Here is an 18,962-nt window from a genome sequence, read left to right as displayed (position 1 = left end):
GCCCGTCCCCATGCTCAAGCTCAGCGTCATCGTGTCCGGCCGGGGCCCGCTGCCCCACCTGCGCGCCTGCCTCGACAGCGTCACCCGGCAGGCGTACCCCGGGCTCGACGTCGTCGTGGCCGCCCCCGAGGGCGGCACCGGCGACGACCCCGCCGCCCGCGCCCTCGCCGAGGCCCACGCCCTGCGCGACCCGCGCGTCACCGTCGTCCCCGTCCCCGCGCAGGCCCCGGCCGCCCGCGCCCGCGCCGCCGCCGCCCGGGCGGCGACCGGCGCCTACCTGCACTTCCTCCACCCCTCCGACCGGCTGCCCGCCGGCGCCGCCGAAGCCCTCGCCGACCGCCTCGCCCGCCACCCCGAGCCGCCCGACGTGCTGCTCTGCGACCACCACCGGGCCACCTGGCGGGACGACGCCGCGCCCGGCGGCGACGCCCCCGTCCTCACCCGCGGCCACGGCACCCCCGCCACCAGCCCCGCCCGGCGCCCCGACCTCCTCGACGTGACGCCCCTCCTCGGCAACCGCCTCGTCCGCGCCGGCCTCCTCACCGCCCACCCCGGGCTCCTCGACGGCGACGACCCCGACGAGCTGTACCTGGCGTACGCCGTGCTGCTCCTCGCCCGCCACGTCGCCTGCTGCGACACCGCCGCGGTCGTCCACCGCCAGGAGCGGCCCGCGCAGCGCCGCGCCGCCGGACCGGACCGGCACTTCGCGGTGTTCGCCCAGTACGAGCGGCTGCACCGGCTCGCCGCCGCCGTGTCCGCCCCGGCCGCGGTCCGGGCCCGGTTGTACGACCGCATGGTCGACGACCACCTCGCCGTGCTCGGCCGGCGCGACGGGTTCACCGGCGCCGAGGCCGCCGCGTACTTCCGCCGCGCCGCCGACCAGACCGCCCGCTTCCGCCCCGAGGGCCACCGACGCCCGGCCGGCGCCGACGGCGTCCGCCACGCGCTCCTCGGCCACCACGCCCACCTGTGCCACCGGCTGCTGTGCCTCGCCGACGAGGGCCGCCGCGCCCTGCGCGCCACGGGCGCCCGCCACCTCCGGCGGGCCGCCGGCGCCCGCGGCCGGCTCCGCTACCGGCGGGCCCTGCGCCGCCCCGTCGACGAGGACCTCGCGGTCTTCTCCGCCTACTGGGGTCGCGGCGTCCACTGCAACCCGGCCGCCGTCGCCGCCGAACTCGCCGAGCTCGCGCCCGACATCCGGCAGGTCTGGCTCGTCGAACCCGACCGCGTCCCCCTGCTGCCGCCCGGCACCGACCACGCCGTCAACGGCACCGCCCGCGCCTGGGACGTCCTCGCCCGCGCCAAGTACCTCGTCAACAACGTCAACTTCCCCGAACGGGTCGTCAAGCGCCGCGGGACCGTCCACCTCCAGACCCACCACGGCACCCCGCTGAAGGCGATGGGCGTCGACCAGGTCGGCCGCCCCGCCGTCGCCCGCGGCGTGGACTTCGAGGCGCTCCTCGCCCGCGTCGACCGCTGGGACTACAGCCTCTCCGCCAACGCGCACTCCACCGAGACCTGGCAGCGCGCCTACCCCTCCGGCTACCGCACGCTCGCCTACGGCTACCCCCGCAACGACGTGCTGTACCGGGCCACCGCCGCCGACGTGCGCGCCGCCCGCGCCGCCCTCGGCCTCGCCCCCGGGGCCCGCGCCCTGCTCTACGCCCCCACCCACCGCGACCACGAGGACCGCTGGCGCCCCCGCCTGGACCTCGCCCGCCTCGCGGACCGGCTCGGCGACGACACGGTCCTCCTCGTCCGCGGCCACTACTTCCACGCCGACGGGCCCCGCGTCGTCCCCCGCCACCCGCGCGTCCTCGACGTCACCCGCTACGAGCCCGTCGAACGGCTCCTCCTCGCCGCCGACGCCCTCGTCACCGACTACTCGTCGATCATGTTCGACTACGCCAACCTCGACCGGCCGATCGTCGTCCACGCCGACGACTGGGACGTCTACACCGCCACCCGCGGCGTCTGCTTCGACCTCACCGCCGAACCGCCCGGCCCCGTCGCCCGCTCCCAGGAGGACCTCACCCGCCTCCTCCTCGACCCCGACGAGTGGGCCGGCGAACCCGCGGCCAAGCTCCGCCACGACTTCCGGCTGCGGTTCTGCCAGTACGACGACGGGCGCGCCGCCGAGCGCGTCGTGCGCCGCGTCTTCCTCGGCGAGGGCGAGGAGAGCCTCCCGCCCGTCCTGCCCCTGGACCGCCGCACCCCCGCCCCGACCCCGCAGGAGGCCACCCGCCGATGACCACCACCCCCGCGGTCACGGTGATCGTCATCGTCCACGACGACGCGGCCCGCCTGCCGCGCGCCGTCGCCTCCGTACGCGACCAGACCCACCGCGCCCTCGAGATCGTCATCAGCGACGACCACTCCACCGACGACACCCCGAAGGTCGCCGCCGAGCTCGCCGAGCGCGACCGCCGCGTCCGCGTGCTGCGCCTGGAACGCAACAGCGGCGGCTGCTCCGCCCCCCGCAACCGCGCCCTGGACCTGGCCCGCGCGCCGTTCGTCATGTTCCTCGACAGTGACGACGAACTGCCCCCGAAGGCCGTCGAACTGCTCCTCGCCGCGCACGACGAGGACGACGTCGACTTCACGATGGGCGCCGTCGAACGCGTCCGCACCGACACCGGCGCCCGGGGCAGGTGGATGCCGTCGCTCTTCGACCGCCGCCGCACCGTCCACGGCCTCGCCGAGGAGCCGCGGCTGCTGTTCGAGCCGCTGTCCACCAACAAGCTGTACCGCAGGGAGTTCCTCGACCGGCACGCCCTGCGCTTCCCCGAGGGCCTGCACTACGAGGACCAGCTGTTCTCCGCCCAGGCGTACACCCTCGCCCGCGCCTTCCGGATCATCACCGAACCCGTCTACCGCTGGTACTACGCCCCGCACGCCCCCGCCGACGCGGCGACCCTCTCCAACCGCCGCCACCTCATCGCCAACGTCCGCGACCGCGTCGAGATCGCCCGGCGCATCGACGCGTTCCTCGCCGCGCACGGCGCCCCCGCCGGCTCCCCGCTGCGCGAGGAGAAGGACCACAAGTTCCTCGCCCACGACCTGCGCCTCTACGCCGGGGACCTGCCCCACCGGGACACCGCCTGGCTCACCGACTTCGCCGCGGAGGTCGTCCCGTACGTCACCGGGCTCGCCCCCGCGGCGTTCGACCGGCTCGGGCGGGTCGACCGGGCCGTGGTCGGGCTGCTCCGCGAGGGCCGGTACGTGGAGGCGCGCCGCGCCGCCCGGGGCCTCGCCCACGGCGTCGGCCCCCGCCGGGTCACCACGGCCGGCGGGCGCGTGTACTGGGGCGGTGCGGTGCCCGTGACGGAGGCGGCCCGCCGCGACCTGGACGTGACCGCCGCGGACCTCACCGGCTGCCCGTTCCACGCGGCCTGGTTCCGCCACGAGATCCTCGACGTCACCCCGGGACCCGGTGCCACCGTCGACCTCACGGTGCGCACCCACGACCCGGGCGGCCGTCTGCCGCTCGCCCCGGTCCCCGCCCGCGTCCACCTCTCCCCGGCCGGGCGCCGCACCACGGTGCCGCTGCGCCTGGACCCGGCGGGCCGGGGCGTCCACGAGGGGCACCTGCGCCTGGACCTCGCGGCGGTCGCCCTGCCCGCGTACGGCTTCCGGGGCGTGCGCCACCCGGTGCTGGAGCTCGCGCAGGACGGTGCGGCGAACACCGGCGTCCTGCTGGCACCGCTCCACTTCGCGCCGTTCACGGTGCCGGGGCCGGGGAACCACCGCGTCACGGTGGAGCCGGAGGGCCGCGACGCGGGCCGCCTCCAGATCCGCTGGGAGCCGCGCGGTCTGGTCGGGCGACTGCTCGGCCCGGTCGCGCAGCGGGGCCCGGTACGCCGCGCGGCCCGGGCGCTCCTCCACGGCTGACGGCAAGGCCGCGGTGCGCCGCGCCCGGGCGCGGTGCGCCGGCTGACGCACCGGCCCGGCGACGGGCGCGGCGACCGGCCCGACGGCCGTCCGGCGACGGGCCCGGCGCGTCAGGGGACGTCGGGCGTCAAGGGGCGTCGGGCGTCAGGGGACGTCGGGCGTCAGGGGACGGCGGGCGACCCGGCCCCCGTCCGCTGCGGGACCAGCGGGCCGCCCGCGCCGGGCGGCGTCCCCGGCGCGGGCGCCGGCCGCCGCTCTCCCGGCGGGACGACCGCCGGCAGCGCCTCCGGGGGCTCGCCGAGGAACACGTGCCGCACCACGCGCTCCGCGGCGTGCCCGTCGTCGTACGGGCAGAACCGCGCCCGGAACGCGGCGCGCAGCTGCGCCGAGCGGGAGCCGCGCCAGTGGCCGGTCGCGAAGATGCCGATCAGCTCGTCCTCGCAGCGGGCGACCGCGCCCGGCGGGCAGTCCCGCACGTCGAAGTAGGTGCCCCGGGCCGCCTGGTACGCCTCCCAGTCCTCCGTGTGGAGCACGATCGGCCGGTCGAGGACCGCGTAGTCGAACATGATCGACGAGTAGTCCGTGACGAGCGCGTCGGAGGCCAGGCACAGCTCCTCCACCGACGGGTGGCCCGACACGTCGAGGATCCGCGGGTGCTCGGGGAACCGGCCCGGGTCGCCGTGGGTCGGGTGGCTGCGGGCGAGGAGCGTGAAGCGCGGCCCGAGCGCCGTCACCACCCGCTCCAGGTCCACCAGACGGGGCTGCGGCGTGACGTAGTCGCGGTGCGTCGGCGCGTACAGGACCGCCGTGTGGCCCTCGGGGACGCCGAGCGCCGCGCGCAGGGCGGCGACGTCCTCGGCGGTGGCCCGGTGGAACACGTCGGTGCGCGGCGAGCCGTACTCCAGCGTCCGGTACGCCGCCGGGTAGACCCGCTCGAACACCGTCGTCGAGTGCCGGTTGCCGGACACCAGGTAGTCCCACTTGTCGACGGACCGCAGCAGCTCGGCGAAGTCCGTCGAGCCGCCCGCCGCCGGCCGGTGCCGCAGGTCCAGGCCCATGTGCTTGAGCGGCGTGCCGTGCTGGGTCTGCACCAGCACCTGGCCGCGCCGCTTCACCAGCCGCCGGTCGAGGTTGACGTTGCTCACCAGGTACCGGGAGCGGGCCAGCGCGGTCCAGTAGGCGGCGGTGCCGGGCCGCAGCGGGCGCGGGCCCGGCGGCAGGGTGTGGGCGTGTTCGGGGGCGCACACCCAGGCCGTGCGCATCCCTGGCACCAGCTCCCGCACGCGCTGCTCCAGGGCGGCGGGGGAGCAGGCGTACCCCCGGTTCCAGTACGCGCTGAACACGGCGTGCCCCGGCCGGACCGGCAGCAGCAGCTGGATCCGGTAGTGGACCTGCAGGAGCGCCGCGCGCAGCCCGCGCAGCACGGCCCGGCCGCGCAGGGTGGCGCGCGTCCGCAGGCCCCGCGCGGCGATGATCGCCCGGAAGGCGCGGTGCGCCCCCAGCCGGACCAGCGCGTGCCGCAGCCGGGTGGTGACCTTCGGCGCGGGGCCGGGCGTGCGGTAGCGCCGGTAGTGGGCGCGGGCGCGGCGGAAGAACGCGGCGCGGGTGCCCCGGGGCAGCCGGCCGCGCGCGGTGAACACGGACGTGAAGTGGTCGGCCATCCGCCGGAACAGCGGGGCCCGCCACCGCTCCAGGTCGGGCCGCGCGTCGAGGAAGGCGAACAGCCGGTCGTACTGGTCGAAGATCTCGAAGTGCCGCCGCGAGGTGGTGCGCAGGATGCTCCCGGTGCGCCGCTGCCGGTAGTGGACGCAGACCCGGTCCAGCGTGGCGAGGGACCGCGCGGTCATCAGCACCGGGTAGGTCCACGGCGTGTCCTCGTAGAAGCCGGGGAAGAAGCGGAACCCCTCCCGCGCCAGGAACTCCCGCTTGTACGCCTTGTTCCACACCACCATCAGGACGTGCAGCAGCCCGGGCCGGTCGTCGAGGGTGAACGGCACGGGCCCGGTCTCGGCGAGGTGGCGGCGGAACTCGTGGCCGACGGTCTCCCCGGACCAGTAGGTGCGGGCGTAGTCGTAGACGAGGACCTCCGGCGAGCCGGTCTCCTCCAGCCGGTCGGCGATCGCCCGGAAGGCCCCCGGCACGAGGGTGTCGTCGCCGTCGAGGAACAGCACGTAGTCGCCGGTGGCGCGGTCGAGACCGGCGTTGCGCGCGGGTCCGAGCCCGCGGTGCCCGGGGAGGTGGAGGGCGAGGACCCGGCCGTCCCGGGCGGCGAACTCGTCGATGACGGCACCGCTCCCGTCGGGCGAGCAGTCGTCCACGGCGATGAGCTCGAAGTCCTCGAACGACTGCGAGAGCACCGACTCCAGGCACGCGTGCAGATAGGACTGGACGTTGTACGCGGGGACGATGACGCTGAACCGGGGCATGGCCCGGCAACGCCCGATGGACCGACCGGGTTACGCGGCGCGTGGCATCCGGGGGACGTCCCCGGCGCCGCCCCCGCGATCACCGGCCGACGGCCGCGCGGGCGGGGTGGTGGCGCGGGTACGGGACGTGACCGGGTGTCAGTCCAGCGCCTCCGGGGCCACTTGGCGCGTCAACCCCCCGCGGAGGCGGGGCGGCCCGGGGCGGCGGCTCAGGCGTGGGGCGCGGCGCAGATGACGTCGTAGGGCCGGCCGATGGCCAGGGTCAGCCCCATCGGCTCGGTCGTGCCGGCGGGGCAGTTCTCCTTGCCCTCGACGAGGCCCAGCACCCGGTACGTGCCGGACCCGCCGGAGGCGCAGGCCACCTCCTGGGCGGTGGACGTCACGCAGTCGCCCTTCACCAGCTGCCCGCCGCCGGCGCCCGCGTCGCCGGGGTGGTCGCCGGAGAGGTTGCGGCCGCAGACGGTCTTGGTGGGGATGCCGCCGCCCTTGTCGGGGTCGCCGCCGTACGAGACGCTCACCCGGATGATCAGGTCCGTCCCGGCCGGGCACTGCACGGAGCCGGGCAGGAAGCTCGCCGGCATGACCTTCAGCGCGCTGAACGTCGCCCCCGGGTCCTCGCAGTCGAACGCCCGGTAGCCGTCGGGCCGGTCGTCCGGGTCGGGGCCGCCGCAGTCACCCACGTCCCACGACCCGCCCGGGCCGCCGGCGGCCGGCGCGGACGGCGACGCGGACGACGACGGGGACGCGGAGGAGGAACCGCCCCCGTCGTCGCCGAAGAGCTTCGACGCCCCGTACCCGAGGCCGAGCATCACGGCGACCACGACCACGAACGCCAGGCACCCGGAACTCCCGCGCCCGGCGTCCGCCGCTCCGCCTCGCGTGACCGTGGCCCGACTCCTTCGCGTCCGACAGGGGTGGCGCGTACGGAGGGGGGACGCGCCGAGCCCGGCGCGCGGTTGCGGTGCCGGGCCCCGACGCGGCCCGCCCGGCCCTCACTTCACCGCGCCGGCCATCACCCCCGACACGAACTGCCGCTGGAACGCGAAGAACACCGCCAGCGGGATCACCATCGACACGAACGCGCCCGGCGCGAGCACGTCGATGTTGTTGCCGAACTGGCGGACCTGCTGCTGGAGCGCCACCGTGATCGGCGGCGAGTCCGAGTCGGCGAAGATCAACGCGATCAGCATGTCGTTCCAGACCCACAGGAACTGGAAGATGCCGAGCGACGCGATCGCCGGACCGCCCAGTGGCAGCACCACCCGGGCGAACAGCCGGATCTCGCCCGCCCCGTCGAGCCGGGCCGCCTCCAGCAGCTCCCGGGGGATCTCCGCGAAGAAATTGCGCAGCAGGAAGATGGCGAAGGGCAACCCGAAGGCCGTGTGGAACAGCACCACGCCGAGCGTCGTCTCGAAGATGCCGACCTCGCCGAAGAGCTTCGACACGGGCACCAGCGCCACCTGCACCGGCACCACCAGCAGCCCCACCACCGCGAGGAACCACCAGTCCCGGCCCGGGAACTCCATCCACGCGAAGGCGTACCCGGCGAACGAGCCGATCAGCACGACCAGCACCGTCGCCGGAACGGTGATCAGCGCGGTGGAGAGGAGCGAGTCGGTGATCGTCTCGTTGCGCAGGATCGCCGCGTAGTTGTCGGCCGTCAGCTGCGCCGGCGCGGTCAGCGCCCGCCACCAGCCGCTGGCGTTGATGTCCGAGGGCGAGCGCAGCGAGGACAGCAGCAGCCCGACCGTCGGCATCAGCCAGAACAGGGCCACCACCACCAGGAACACCTGCACGGCCCCACCGGCCAACCGCGACACGACCCGCGCGGCCATCCGGGGGGCGGGCCGCGGCGACGGGGCCGGGGCGGAGGCGGGTGCGGGGGCAGGTGGCGGGGCCGCGGACGGGGCCGGCGCCGGGGCGTCATGAGAGGTCATCGCCGCGTCTCCCTCCGGATGCGCCGGACGTTGCTGTGTGTGCCCGGGGGGCGACCCCCGGACCCCCGGCAGGAGTGGGTCATCGCCGCGTCTCCCTCCGGATGCGCCGGACGTTGAAGAACATCACGGGGATCACCGACAGCAGCAGCAGGACCGAGATGGCGCTGCCCACGCCCAGGTGGGCGTCGGTGCCGAACGACGAGCGGTACAGCTGGAGCGCCAGGACGTTCGCGTCGTCCTGGACCGAGCCCGGCGCGATGATGAAGACCAGGTCGAAGATCTTCAGCACGTTGATCATCAACGTCACCAGCACCACCGCGAGCACCGGCGCGAGCAGCGGCACGGTCACGCGGCGGAACACCTGCCACTCGTTGGCGCCGTCCACGCGGGCCGCCTCCAGCAGCTCGCGCGGCAGCCCGGCGAGGCCCGCCGCGATGAGGACCATCGCGAAGCCCGCCCACATCCACACGTAGCTGCCGATGACGGCGGGCGTGACGAGGGTCGGGCCCAGCCAGTCGACGCCGCTGTACGGCTCCCGGAAGTTCGACTCCGGCAGGCGCAGCAGCGCGCCGTCCGCCGCCGCGGGCAGGGTGAACGAGCCGTCCGCCGCCGCCTTCGCCGTGGCGACGACCCGACCGTCCTTCACCGCCTCGATCGTCAGCCCCTTCAGCCCCAGCTCCCGGGGGTCGACGGTGTTCGCCGTGCCCCCGCCGCCGCGACTGAAGTCCAGCCAGGCCGTACCGGTCACCTTCCCCGGCTCCGCGGCGGGCTCGCGCGCCGGGCGGGCGTCGTCCGGCATCTTCGCGGGCGCCACGCCGACCAGCGGCAGCCGCGCGGGCGTCCCGGCCCGTACCGGCTCCTCCGTGACGAAGGCGCCGCCGCCCGCCGCCTCCAGCGGGTGGACCGGGAGCGGCCGCGCCTTCGGGTACCCGGCCGACTCGGCGAACGTGTCGTGGACGCCGACCCACACCGCGTTCGCCACACCCCGGTCCGGGTCCTGCTCGTACACGAGGCGGAAGATGATCCCCGCGGCGAGCATCGAGATGGCCATCGGCATGAAGACGACCAGCTTGAAGGCGGTGCCCCAGCGGACCCGCTCGGTGAGGACGGCGAAGATCAGGCCGAGTGCCGTGGCCACGGCCGGGGCGACGACCACCCAGACCACGTTGTTCCGCACGGCCGTCATGATCGTGTCGTCGGTGAAGATCTCGACGTAGTTGTCCAGGCCGGCGAAGCCCGCGCCGGACCGGTCGAAGAAGGACCGCTGGACCGAGTACCCGATCGGGTAGACCACGAGCGCGCCCAGCAGCGCCAGCGCGGGGAGCAGGAAGCCCGCCGCGACGAGACCGCGGGTCCCGGCGACGCCCCTCCGTGAGCCCCGCCGGGACCCCCGCCGCGGCGCGCCGGGCGGGCCGGCGGGCGGCGGGAGGGCGTCACCGGGCGGGGGAGCGGTGCCGGGCGGGGGGACGGTGGCCACGGCGTCAGCCCCCGCTCTTGTACGCCTTGGCCGCGTCGGCCTCCAGCCGTGCCTGCGTCCCCGCGATGTCCTTCGGGTTCTTCAGGAAGTCCTGCAGCGCCTTCCACTCGCCCTTGCCGGGCGTGCCGCCGAAGGACTGCGGCATCTGGTCCGACATGTCGAAGCGGAAGTCGTCGCCGGCGGCGATCAGCGCCTTCGCGATGGAGCGCTGCACGTCGTTCGGGTACGCGGCCGGGTCCAGCGACTTGTTCGGCGACAGGAATCCCCCCTCGCCCGCCCAGACGGCCGCCGCGTCGGGGGAGGCGAGGAACGTCAGCAGCGCCTGCGCGGCCGGCTTGGCCGTCAGCGCGACCGCGACGTCGCCGCCCGTGACGACGGGCGCCTCGCCGTCGCCGACGGCCGGGAACGGGAAGACCTTCGCGTCCGTACCGACCTTCGCCTCCGTCTGGGCGATGTTGATCGACACGAAGTCGCCCTCGAAGACCATGGCCGCCTTGGGCGCGTCCCCGCCGGTGAACGTCTGCGTCACCGAGGCGGGGAACTCCGTCTGGAGCGCCCCGGCCGCGCCGCCCGCGATCAGCTCCGGCCGGCCGAACAGCTCGCCGAGCGTCCCGAGCGCCCGGGCCACGGACGGGTCGGTCCACTTGATGCGGTGCTTCGCCAGCTGGTCGTACTTCTCCGGGCCCGCCTGCGACAGGTAGACGTTCTCGAACCAGTCCGTCAGCGTCCAGCCGTCCGCGCCGCCGATGGACACGGGCGTGACGCCGGAGGCGGAGATCGTCTCGGCGGTGGCGAGGAACTCCTTCCACGTCTTCGGCTCGGACGCGCCCGCGTTCTCGAAGACGGCGGTGTTGTACCAGACGAGGGACTTGTTGGCGGTCTTGAAGTACACGCCGTACTGCGTGCCCTCGACCGCGCCCAGGTCCCGCCAGCCACGGGAGTAGTTCCGGGTGAGCTGCGCCTTCGTCGCGGCGTCCGCCGGCTTGGCCCAGCCCCGCTCGACCGCCTGGTGGAGGGCGCCCACCTGCTGGAGCATCGCCACGTCGGGCGGCGCACCACCGGCGATCTTCGTGCCGATGTAGTTGAGCATCGCGTCCTGGGTGGGCACGTACGAGACGCGCGCGCCGGTGCGCCTCTCGAACTCCTTCAGCACCTTGGTGAACGCCTCCTGCTCCGGCCCCGTCCACACCGCGACGACCTGGAGCGTCTGGCCTTCCAGCTTCGGTAACCGGACCGTCTCCGCCGGCCCGGTGGTGCTCGCGCCCCCGGACGGGCCGTCCCCGTCCCCGTCGTTCCCGCCGCAGCCCGCCAGCGCGAGGGCGAGGGCCCCCGTGGCGGCGACGACCGCGACGGCCTTGCGCATGCGCGCAGTTGTCCGCATCACTGCCCCGTCTCTCCCGTGTGCGTCGTCCCTTGTGATCTGGTCTACGCCGGGTGCGGGGGCCCCGCAATACCGCCTTCCGCCCGTCCTCCCCGATCGTGATGGGCTCGTGACGTGCCGTCATGGGCGTGTCGCGCCGTCCTGACGCTTCGAGGAAATTCGAAAGGCTTCGGGGGGCGGTGGCCCGGGCCCGACGATGAGGACGGTCCGAGCCGAAGTTCCCCTCCGGTCGCGGCGACGCGCTGCCGGGTGAACACAAGCTCGGCCTGGCCGGCGTCTCCACCAACGCCTGGTACGCCGGCGCACGCTGCTGACGGCTCCGGGCGCGCGTCGACGCGCTCCGGCCGGTGATGTCGCCCGTGCGGGTGCGGGGGCCCGTGCGGGCGACGGGGGCCGGGGTGCCGGAGTGCCGGTCGGGTGCCGGAGTGCCGGGGGCCGGAGGGGCGGGGTGCCGGTCCGGGGCCTGTGCCGGTACCCCGCTCGGGTCGATCTCCGCGCACGTGACGAGGGCGGACCCCGGCAGCCGATCCGTGGCTGCCGGGGCCCGCGCGCGTCACCGCGCGGTGCCCGCCGTGCCGGAGGTGGGGGCGAGCGGCGGCACCGGGAGCGCCTCGACCGAGCGGGCCGCCCGGTCCAGCGCGCTCGCCAGCAGGGCCAGGTCCGTCGGGCCGTTGCCGAGCTCCCGCAGGGGGCGGCGGGCCGGCGGGTCGCCCATGCGCTCCCACTCCAGCGGGACGACCGTGGGCCGCAGCGTCGCCGTGCGCGGGATGCGCCCGGTGACCCGGCCCGCCTGGAACGGCGTCACCCGCCCGTCGGGGTGGCCCAACCGCCCCCGGCCCGGAGCGGGGTCGTCCGGCCCCGGGGCCACCGGCGGCGCGTCCAGCACCACCCGCAGCCGCGCACGGCGGGCCAACTCCGTGTCCGCCGTGCGCTCCGGGCTCGCCGAGGACGCCACCAGGTGGACGCCCAGCCGCTCGCCGTCCCGCGCCACCGCCTCCAGCGCCCGGACGACCGAACCGGCCGCCGGCCGGCCCGGGCTGCCGAGCGCGGGGGCGACCAGCGCGTCGTAGTCGTCGACCAGCACGACGAGGCGGGGGAGCGGCGCGGGCGCCTCGCTCCCGGCGGGGTCGGCCGCCCGCCCGGCGGCGCGCGGCCGGGGCGGGCCGCCGGCCGCCGGGGTTCGCGCCTCCGCGCCGCGCTGCTCCGGCAGCGCCCGTTCGCCCGGCGGCCGGCCCGCCGGCACTGCCGGGCCGGTCTGCCGCGGCCGTCCGGCCTGCCCCGTGGGCCCGGGCGGCCGCGTCGGGCCGGCCGGCCCGGGCTGCCCGGGCACCCCGGGGTGCGTGCGCTCGCCGGACCGCCCCGGCTCGGACCGCTCGCCCGGCCGCTCGCCGAACCACTCGCCCTGTCGTTCGCCCTGTCGTTCGCCCGGCCGCTCGCCCGGCTGGTCGCCGAACCACTCGCTCTGCCGTTCGCCCGTTCGACCTTCGGGCCGGCCTTCGGGGCTGGTGTACCGGTCCGTGAAGTCCTCGTACCCCAACAGCTCGGCCCGGCGCTTCAGCTCCGCGCCGAGCGACTGGGCGAAGGCCCGCATCCGTACCGGGTCGGAGGCGACCAGGTGCTCCGTGACGTGCGGCAGGTCCGTGCACGGGCCGAGCCCGTCGCCGCGCTCCCCGCCTGCGCCGTCCACCAGCAGCAGCCCCAGCCGGTCGGGGCGGGACCCCGCGGCCAGCGAGGCGGCGACCGCGCGCAGCAGCTCCGTACGGCCGCTGCCCGCCGGGCCCTCCACCAGGAGGTGCGGGCCCTCGACCGTCAGGTCCACCCGGACCGGGCCGCGCGGACCGGCGCCCAACACCGCCGTACCGTCCGGCGCGGACGCCCAGCGGGCCATCAGCGACGCGGGCGTGGCCCGGGCCAGTTCCAACTCGTCGAGGAGGCGCGACGACCGCGGCAGCGCCGCCGACGCGGCCCGGCCGCGCGGGGCGGGGCCCTCCGCCCGCAGCGGCGCCAGGGACCGCGCGAACCGCTCGGCCCACGCCCCCGACACCGCGTCGACCGTCGCCACCGTGCCGTGGCCCACCGGATGCCCGCCCGCCGCGCGCAGCACGCGCAGCGCCGTCGCCACGTCGCCCGTCAGCAGGCCGACCGCGCCGCACTCCCGGAAGGGCAGGGACGCGGCGCACGCCGTCTCGTACGCGGCGGCGACCGGGAACACCGCCGACGCCGGCGCCGTCTCGGCCAGGCAGACCAGGTGGATGCCGGCCGCCGCGCCCGCCCCGGCGAGCCGCGCCGTCGTCTCGCGCAGCGCCGCCGTGCCCGGGTCGCCGTCGACGACCACCACCGTGTACGGCCCGGGCGCCTGCGCGCCCCCCGCGGCGTACGCCCGGTCGAACCGCTCCGCCGCCTCCGCGACCATCCGGGCGTCGGCGTCGGCCCAACCGGGCCCGAGGGGCCCGTCGTCCAGGCGCCGGGTCAGCTCGGCGGCGCGGGCCGCCGCCTGGTCACGGTCGTACGCCAGCAGCAGCCGGCAGTCCTGTCCGTGCGCCGGCCGCGCGTGCGGCAGCCAGCCGAGCCACGACCAGTCCCGCCTGCGCTCCTCGACGGGCCGCGCCCGGTCCGCGCTGATCAGCACGATCTCCAGGTCGGCGGGGGCGTGCAGGGCGGCCAGCTGCGCCACCACCGAGCGGGTCAGGCCGATCAGCCGGGCGCGCGGCCCGGCCAGGCCGAGCGACCCGGCCTCGCGCAGCCCCACGGTCACCGGGACCGCCGCCAGCTCGGCCCGGTCGGTGGTGCCCAGCCGGACCACGAGCGACTCGGGGTGGCCGGGCGCCCGCTCCCAGACCCGGGGGCCGGGCCCGAGGGCGGTCAGCAGCACCGCGGCCGGGTCCGGCCACGCCTCGGCGGAGCGCCCGTACGGCACGGCGCCCTCCCGGCCGGGGGCCGCCCCTGCGCTCGCGGCGCCCTCACGACCGGTGTCGCCGTCCGTACGGCCGCCCGCCAGGCGGCGCGCCCACGCCCCTATGCCGCGCCGGCGCGGCGGTTCGCCGGGCAGCGCCGTGCCCCGCGCGGGCGTGGCCTGCGCCGGCGCGGCCGGTACGTCACCGACGGGCGCCGCGGCCCGGCCGTGCGGCGCCGTGCCTCCGGGCGGTACCGCGCCCGGGGTGAACTCCTGGTCGCGCGCCAGCCCGTCGTACGGCCGCCGCGCCCCGGGCACCATGCCCGCCGGCCCATCGCCGTACCCGGCGGCCGTGTCGTACGCGGGCCCGCTGCCGTACCCGCCCCTGCCGTCGTACCCGGTGCCGGTGCCGGTGCCGGCCCCGCCGGCGCGCCCGGCCGCCGCCCGGCCGCCGTCCGGCGTCCCGCCGCCGCCCGGGCCGCCCTGGCCGTACGCGGGGACGCCCGCCGCGCCGCCGCCCCCGGCAGCCGCGGCCCCCGCCGCCGGCCCGGCGGCCGAAGGCCCGCACCCGTGCCGGCGGCCACGGACCCCGTGCCGGGGCGCCCGCCGTACCGCCGTCGCCGGCGCCCCCGGGTCCCGCCGCGCGGGCCGGCAGCGTCACCCGTACGTACCCCTCGCCGTCCGGCACCGTGGCCGGCCCCCCGGCCGCCGCACCACGCCCGCCGCCCGGCGCACCGCCGCGGGCGTCCGCGCCCGGCGCCGCCGGCCCGGAGGCGCCGGCGGCGCCCACCACGAGCCGCAGCACCGACTCGCCCACCCGCAGCAGCGCGCCCGGGACGAGTCGCACCGGGCGGTCGCCGACGGGCTCGCCGTCCAGGGTCGTGCCGTTCGTGGAGCCCAGGTCCGCGACGGCCACCCGGCCGTCGGCGCCCACGCGCACCACGCAGTGCAGGCGGGACACGTCGGGATCGTCCAGCGGGACGTCGGCGTCGGCGGACCGCCCCACGCGGACGTCACCCGGATGGAGCAGGTGCACCCCGCCCGCGTCCGGTCCCGCCACCACGTGCAGACGGGCCGCGGTGTCGTCCGGGGCCCCCGCGTCCTCCGCGGGCACCTGGAGCGCCAGGACCGCGCCGTCCACCAGCGGCGGTTCGCCCAGGGCGCTGCGCTGGAGATCGAGCCGGTCGCGCCCGGCGTACAGCACGACGGGCCCCGTGCCCGCCGCGCCGTCCGGCCCGGCGACGGCGGTGGCGAGGCCGGACGCCACGGCGGCCAGCGCGGTGCCCGCGGGGGCGGTGACGAGCACGTCGCAGGCGCGCCGCGCGGTCTGCCCGCCGGGCGGCGCAGCGAGGACGGTCAGCCGGATCTGCATCGCCGTCAGCGGTCCCTTCTGCGCGGCGCGCCCGGCGGCAGGGGGACGGGGCCCTCGGTCTCCCCCCACCCGCGCGCGGACGCGTCGTCCGGTACAGGTCGGCACGGCCCGCGGGGCTCCCGACCCCGCGGTGCGCCGTGCAGGTGCATCCTCGCACCTGCCACCGACACCGCGCCCGCGTCCCGGCATCAAATGATCTTGAATTTTCGCGGCCGGTCGGCGAAACGCCTGCTTGTGCCCGTCTTGGGATCATGTGTGCGCCAGGCAACCGGGGACGCGGGCCGCACGTCTTCCCTGCCGTCACCCCCCGAGGGGGAACGTTCGAAGGACAATCGCCGGACATTCGAAGGAAGCGGAACGGCACTAGAGTGGGCCGGACGCAAGCTTCGGGACCACGATCGCAGGGAGCGCATGACCGTGCGGCCAGTCGGCAGCAAGTACCTGCTCGAGCAGCCGCTCGGACGCGGCGCCACGGGCACCGTCTGGCGCGCGCGCCAGAGGGAGACGGCGGGCGCCGAGGCGGCCGTGCCGGGCCAACCCGGGGAGACCGTCGCGATCAAGGTCCTCAAGGAGGAGCTCGCCAACGACGCGGACGTCGTGATGCGGTTCCTGCGGGAGCGCTCCGTCCTCCTGCGCCTGACCCACCCCAACATCGTCCGCACCCGCGACCTGGTGGTCGAGGGCGACCTCCTCGCCCTGGTCATGGACCTCGTCGACGGCCCGGACCTCCACCGGTACGTGCGGGAGAACGGCCCCCTGACGCCGGTCGCCGCCGCCCTGCTCATGGCCCAGGTCGCCGACGCCCTCGCCGCCAGCCACGCCGACGGCGTCGTCCACCGCGACCTGAAGCCGGCCAACGTCCTGCTCGCCGAGCGGGACGGGCGGATGCACCCGATGCTGACCGACTTCGGCATCGCCCGCCTCGCCGACTCCCCGGGCCTCACCCGCACCCACGAGTTCGTCGGCACCCCCGCCTACGTGGCGCCCGAGTCCGCCGAGGGCCGCCCGCAGACCTCCGCCGTGGACGTCTACGGCGCCGGGATCATGCTGTACGAGCTGGTCACCGGCCGTCCCCCGTTCGCGGGCGGCACGGCCCTGGAGGTTCTCCACCGCCACCTCAGCGAGGAGCCGCGCCGCCCCTCCACGGTGCCCGCCCCGCTGTGGACGGTCATCGAGCGGTGCCTCGGCAAGGACCCGGACGGCCGCCCCAGCGCCGAGAACCTCGCGCGCGCCCTGCGCACCGTCGCCGCCGGCATCGGCGTGCACGCCTCGGTCCCCGAGATCGAGGCGGCGGACGGTGTCGGCGCGCTGCTCGCCCCCGACCCGGCGCCCGCGCCCGTGCCGGACACGCCCGCCCCGCAGGTCACCGGCGCCTCCGACGCCACCCAGGTCCTGCCGAGCACCGGCCAGGGCGCCCCTGGGGCGCCCCACCACGACCCGGCCGCCGCCACCAGCGTCCTCCCGGCGACGGGCCCCGGCGCCGGCCGGCCCGGCGACGCCGCCGACCCGACGGCGGTGATGCCGCCCGTGCCGCCGGTGCAGCCCGAGGACCCGCACCCGTGGCAGACGCAGCTGCGCGCCGCCCGCGACCGCAACGAGCAGACCCAGGTGCAGTACCTGGACCCCGGCGAGGACCCGCTGCGCCGCCGCCCCCAGCGCCGGCCCCAGCAGCCGCCCCCGCCGCAGCAGCAGCCGCCGCAGTACCGGCCGCAGCACCAGCAGTACGGCGGTCAGCAGGCGCCGCACCAGCAGTACGGGCAGCAGCCCCAGCCGTACGCCCCGCAGCCCCCGCAGCACCAGCCCCAGCCGCCGCAGCGCCGGCAGCAGCGCCCGCCCGCGCCCCAGCCCCCGCGGCAGCAGTACGCCCCGCAGCCGCAGGCGCCCCAGCCCCCGCCGCCCGCCCCGCGGGCGCCCCGGCAGCGCAGCGCCAACCCCATGCGCATCCCGGGCCTCGGCTGCCTCAAGGGCTGCCTGTTCACGATCGTGCTGTTCGTCGTGGCCGGATGGCTCATCTGGGAGCTCACGCCCCTCCAGGGCTGGGTCGCCCAGGGCAAGGGGTACTGGGAGGCCATCGGTGACGCCGTCGCCTCCGTGAGCGACTGGATCTCCGGGCTCGGCAGCGCGAGCGGCGGCGGGACGGACACCCCCGCGCCGTGACCGGCGGCGGCCACCGAGTCGCTTTGTCGACTTCGGAGGGGTGATTTCCCCTCCGGCGTGAATACCGGCGCCCGCACCCGCGTAACTTGGTCGGGAACGCCAGCCGCTGAGGGAGCAGTCTTGGCACGGAAAATCGGCAGCCGGTACATGGCTCACCAGATCCTGGGGCGGGGCAGCGCCGGCACGGTGTGGCTCGGCGAGGGTCCCGAGGGGCCCGTCGCGATCAAGCTGCTCCGCGAGGACCTGGCCTCGGACCAGGAGCTCGTCGGGCGCTTCGTCCAGGAGCGCACCGCCCTGCTCGGTCTCGAACACCCCCGCGTGGTCGCCGTGCGCGACCTGGTCGTCGACGGCAACGACCTCGCCCTCGTCATGGACCTCGTGCGCGGCACCGACCTGCGCAGCCGCCTCGACCGCGAACGCCGGCTGGCCCCGGCCGCCGCCGTCGCGATCGTCGCCGACGTCGCCGAGGGCCTCGCGGCCGCGCACGCCGCCGGCGTCGTCCACCGGGACGTGAAGCCGGAGAACATCCTCCTCGACATGGAGGGGCCCCTCGGGCCGGGCGGCGCCCACCCGGCCCTGCTGACGGACTTCGGCGTCGCCAAGCTCATCGACACCCCGCGCCGCACCCGCTCCAACCGCATCATCGGCACGCCCGACTACCTCGCCCCCGAGATCGTGGAGGGCCTGCCGCCCCGCGCGGCCGTGGACATCTACGCCCTCGCGACCGTCCTGTACGAGCTGCTGGCCGGCTTCACTCCGTTCGGCGGCGGCCACCCCGGCGCCGTGCTGCGCCGCCACGTCACCGAGACCGTGGTCCCGCTCCCCGGCATTCCGGACGAGCTGTGGCAGCTGATCGTCCAGTGCCTGGCGAAGGCGCCCGCCTCCCGGCTGCGCGCCTCCGAGCTCGCCGCCCGCCTCCACGACCTCGCCCCGCTCGTCGCGGACATGCCGCCGCTCGACGTCGACGAGCCGGGCGCGGAGTCCGCGTCGGAGCCGTACGAGGACGACCCGTACCCGACCGTCCCCAACGGCCCGCGCAGGTCCGCCGTCCCCCTCGTCCCCGGCTCGGCCACGGACTCCAGCCGCGACACCCACACGTCGATGCGCGTCCCCGGGCCCGAAGAGCTCTCCGGCGGCCCCCTCGGCACCGCCCGCGCCCCCCGCGCGCCCGGCCAGCCCCGCCCCGGCTCGGCCCGCAACAAGCCCTCCGCCGTCCGCAGGCGCCGTCTGGCCATCTCGGTCGCCGGTGCCGCCCTGGCGGCCGCGGTGGGTGTCGGGGGCTGGTTCGCCACGGCGGGCGACGACACGGAGGCACCGCCGCAGGACTCCCGGCGCTCCGCCCCGGAGACCGTTCCCGACACGGCCCCCGCACAGCCCTGACCTGGCTGGCTCCCGGCCCCGGGAATCGTCCCGCCGGCGGCGCTGCCG

General features: G+C 77.0%; 11 protein-coding genes. 4 read left to right on the top strand and 7 right to left on the bottom strand.

What is annotated here, in order from left to right:
* Positions 1-10 precede the first annotated feature (10 nt).
* Complete coding sequence (locus tag NRO40_RS11165; RefSeq protein WP_058944354.1) at positions 11-2,251, top strand: CDP-glycerol:glycerophosphate glycerophosphotransferase; 2,241 nt, start codon at positions 11-13, stop codon at positions 2,249-2,251.
* A complete protein-coding gene (locus tag NRO40_RS11160; RefSeq protein ID WP_058944353.1) occupies positions 2,248-3,891 on the top strand; it encodes a glycosyltransferase family 2 protein in 1,644 nt (547 codons plus the stop codon). The genes NRO40_RS11165 and NRO40_RS11160 overlap by 4 nt, the downstream gene beginning before the upstream one ends.
* 161 nt (positions 3,892-4,052) lie before the next feature.
* Here NRO40_RS11160 and NRO40_RS11155 read toward each other — a convergent pair whose 3' ends face one another.
* From NRO40_RS11155 to NRO40_RS30540, 7 genes are all read right to left on the bottom strand, one after another.
* Positions 4,053-6,317 (bottom strand): bifunctional glycosyltransferase/CDP-glycerol:glycerophosphate glycerophosphotransferase, encoded by a 2,265-nt coding sequence (locus tag NRO40_RS11155; RefSeq protein ID WP_079047385.1) that lies wholly within the window; start codon positions 6,315-6,317, stop codon positions 4,053-4,055.
* A gap of 209 nt (positions 6,318-6,526) precedes the next feature.
* Positions 6,527-7,126: a hypothetical protein gene (locus NRO40_RS11150; RefSeq protein WP_232791222.1), complete on the bottom strand. Its 600-nt coding sequence runs from the start codon at positions 7,124-7,126 to the stop codon at positions 6,527-6,529.
* A 183-nt stretch (positions 7,127-7,309) separates the two neighbouring features.
* The gene (locus NRO40_RS11145) at positions 7,310-8,254 is read right to left on the bottom strand and encodes a carbohydrate ABC transporter permease (RefSeq protein WP_079047384.1); all 945 of its coding nucleotides are present in this window, start codon (positions 8,252-8,254) and stop codon (positions 7,310-7,312) included.
* Positions 8,255-8,333: 79 nt separating this feature from the next.
* Positions 8,334-9,731, bottom strand: coding sequence for a carbohydrate ABC transporter permease (locus NRO40_RS11140; protein WP_058944350.1), 1,398 nt, complete (start codon positions 9,729-9,731; stop codon positions 8,334-8,336).
* 4 nt (positions 9,732-9,735) lie between these two features.
* Complete coding sequence (locus tag NRO40_RS11135; protein ID WP_058944349.1) at positions 9,736-11,112, bottom strand: ABC transporter substrate-binding protein; 1,377 nt, start codon at positions 11,110-11,112, stop codon at positions 9,736-9,738.
* Between the two features lie 553 nt (positions 11,113-11,665).
* Positions 11,666-13,000: an FtsK/SpoIIIE domain-containing protein gene (locus tag NRO40_RS30760; RefSeq protein WP_408057083.1), complete on the bottom strand. Its 1,335-nt coding sequence runs from the start codon at positions 12,998-13,000 to the stop codon at positions 11,666-11,668.
* Between the two features lie 1,207 nt (positions 13,001-14,207).
* The gene (locus NRO40_RS30540; protein ID WP_306674861.1) at positions 14,208-15,377 is read right to left on the bottom strand and encodes an FHA domain-containing protein; all 1,170 of its coding nucleotides are present in this window, start codon (positions 15,375-15,377) and stop codon (positions 14,208-14,210) included.
* Positions 15,378-15,794: 417 nt separating this feature from the next.
* On the opposite strand from NRO40_RS30540, the gene NRO40_RS11120 reads away from it, so the two are divergent.
* Entirely contained in the window at positions 15,795-17,534 is a 1,740-nt protein-coding gene (locus NRO40_RS11120; protein WP_058945455.1) for a serine/threonine-protein kinase, read from the top strand.
* 120 nt (positions 17,535-17,654) lie between these two features.
* A complete protein-coding gene (locus tag NRO40_RS11115) occupies positions 17,655-18,914 on the top strand; it encodes a serine/threonine-protein kinase (RefSeq protein WP_058945454.1) in 1,260 nt (419 codons plus the stop codon).
* The last annotated feature ends 48 nt before the right edge of the window (positions 18,915-18,962 follow it).

The organism is Streptomyces changanensis (assembly GCF_024600715.1).
Classification (GTDB): Bacteria; Actinomycetota; Actinomycetes; order Streptomycetales; family Streptomycetaceae; genus Streptomyces; species Streptomyces changanensis.
Note: the sequence above shows the minus strand (reverse complement) of the source record. Positions and strands in the feature narration are given on the sequence as shown.

Bases quoted from the DNA above. Each gene is read 5' to 3' on its own strand.
- NRO40_RS11150 (WP_232791222.1), bottom strand. From the start codon at position 7,126: ATGCTCGGCCTCGGGTACGGGGCGTCGAAGCTCTTCGGCGACGACGGG.
- NRO40_RS11145 (WP_079047384.1), bottom strand. From the start codon at position 8,254: ATGACCTCTCATGACGCCCCGGCGCCGGCCCCGTCCGCGGCCCCGCCA.
- NRO40_RS11165 (WP_058944354.1), top strand. From the start codon at position 11: ATGCTCAAGCTCAGCGTCATCGTGTCCGGCCGGGGCCCGCTGCCCCAC.
- NRO40_RS30760 (WP_408057083.1), bottom strand. From the start codon at position 13,000: ATGGCCCGCTGGGCGTCCGCGCCGGACGGTACGGCGGTGTTGGGCGCC.
- NRO40_RS11155 (WP_079047385.1), bottom strand. From the start codon at position 6,317: ATGCCCCGGTTCAGCGTCATCGTCCCCGCGTACAACGTCCAGTCCTAT.
- NRO40_RS11160 (WP_058944353.1), top strand. From the start codon at position 2,248: ATGACCACCACCCCCGCGGTCACGGTGATCGTCATCGTCCACGACGAC.
- NRO40_RS30540 (WP_306674861.1), bottom strand. From the start codon at position 15,377: ATGCAGATCCGGCTGACCGTCCTCGCTGCGCCGCCCGGCGGGCAGACC.
- NRO40_RS11135 (WP_058944349.1), bottom strand. From the start codon at position 11,112: ATGCGGACAACTGCGCGCATGCGCAAGGCCGTCGCGGTCGTCGCCGCC.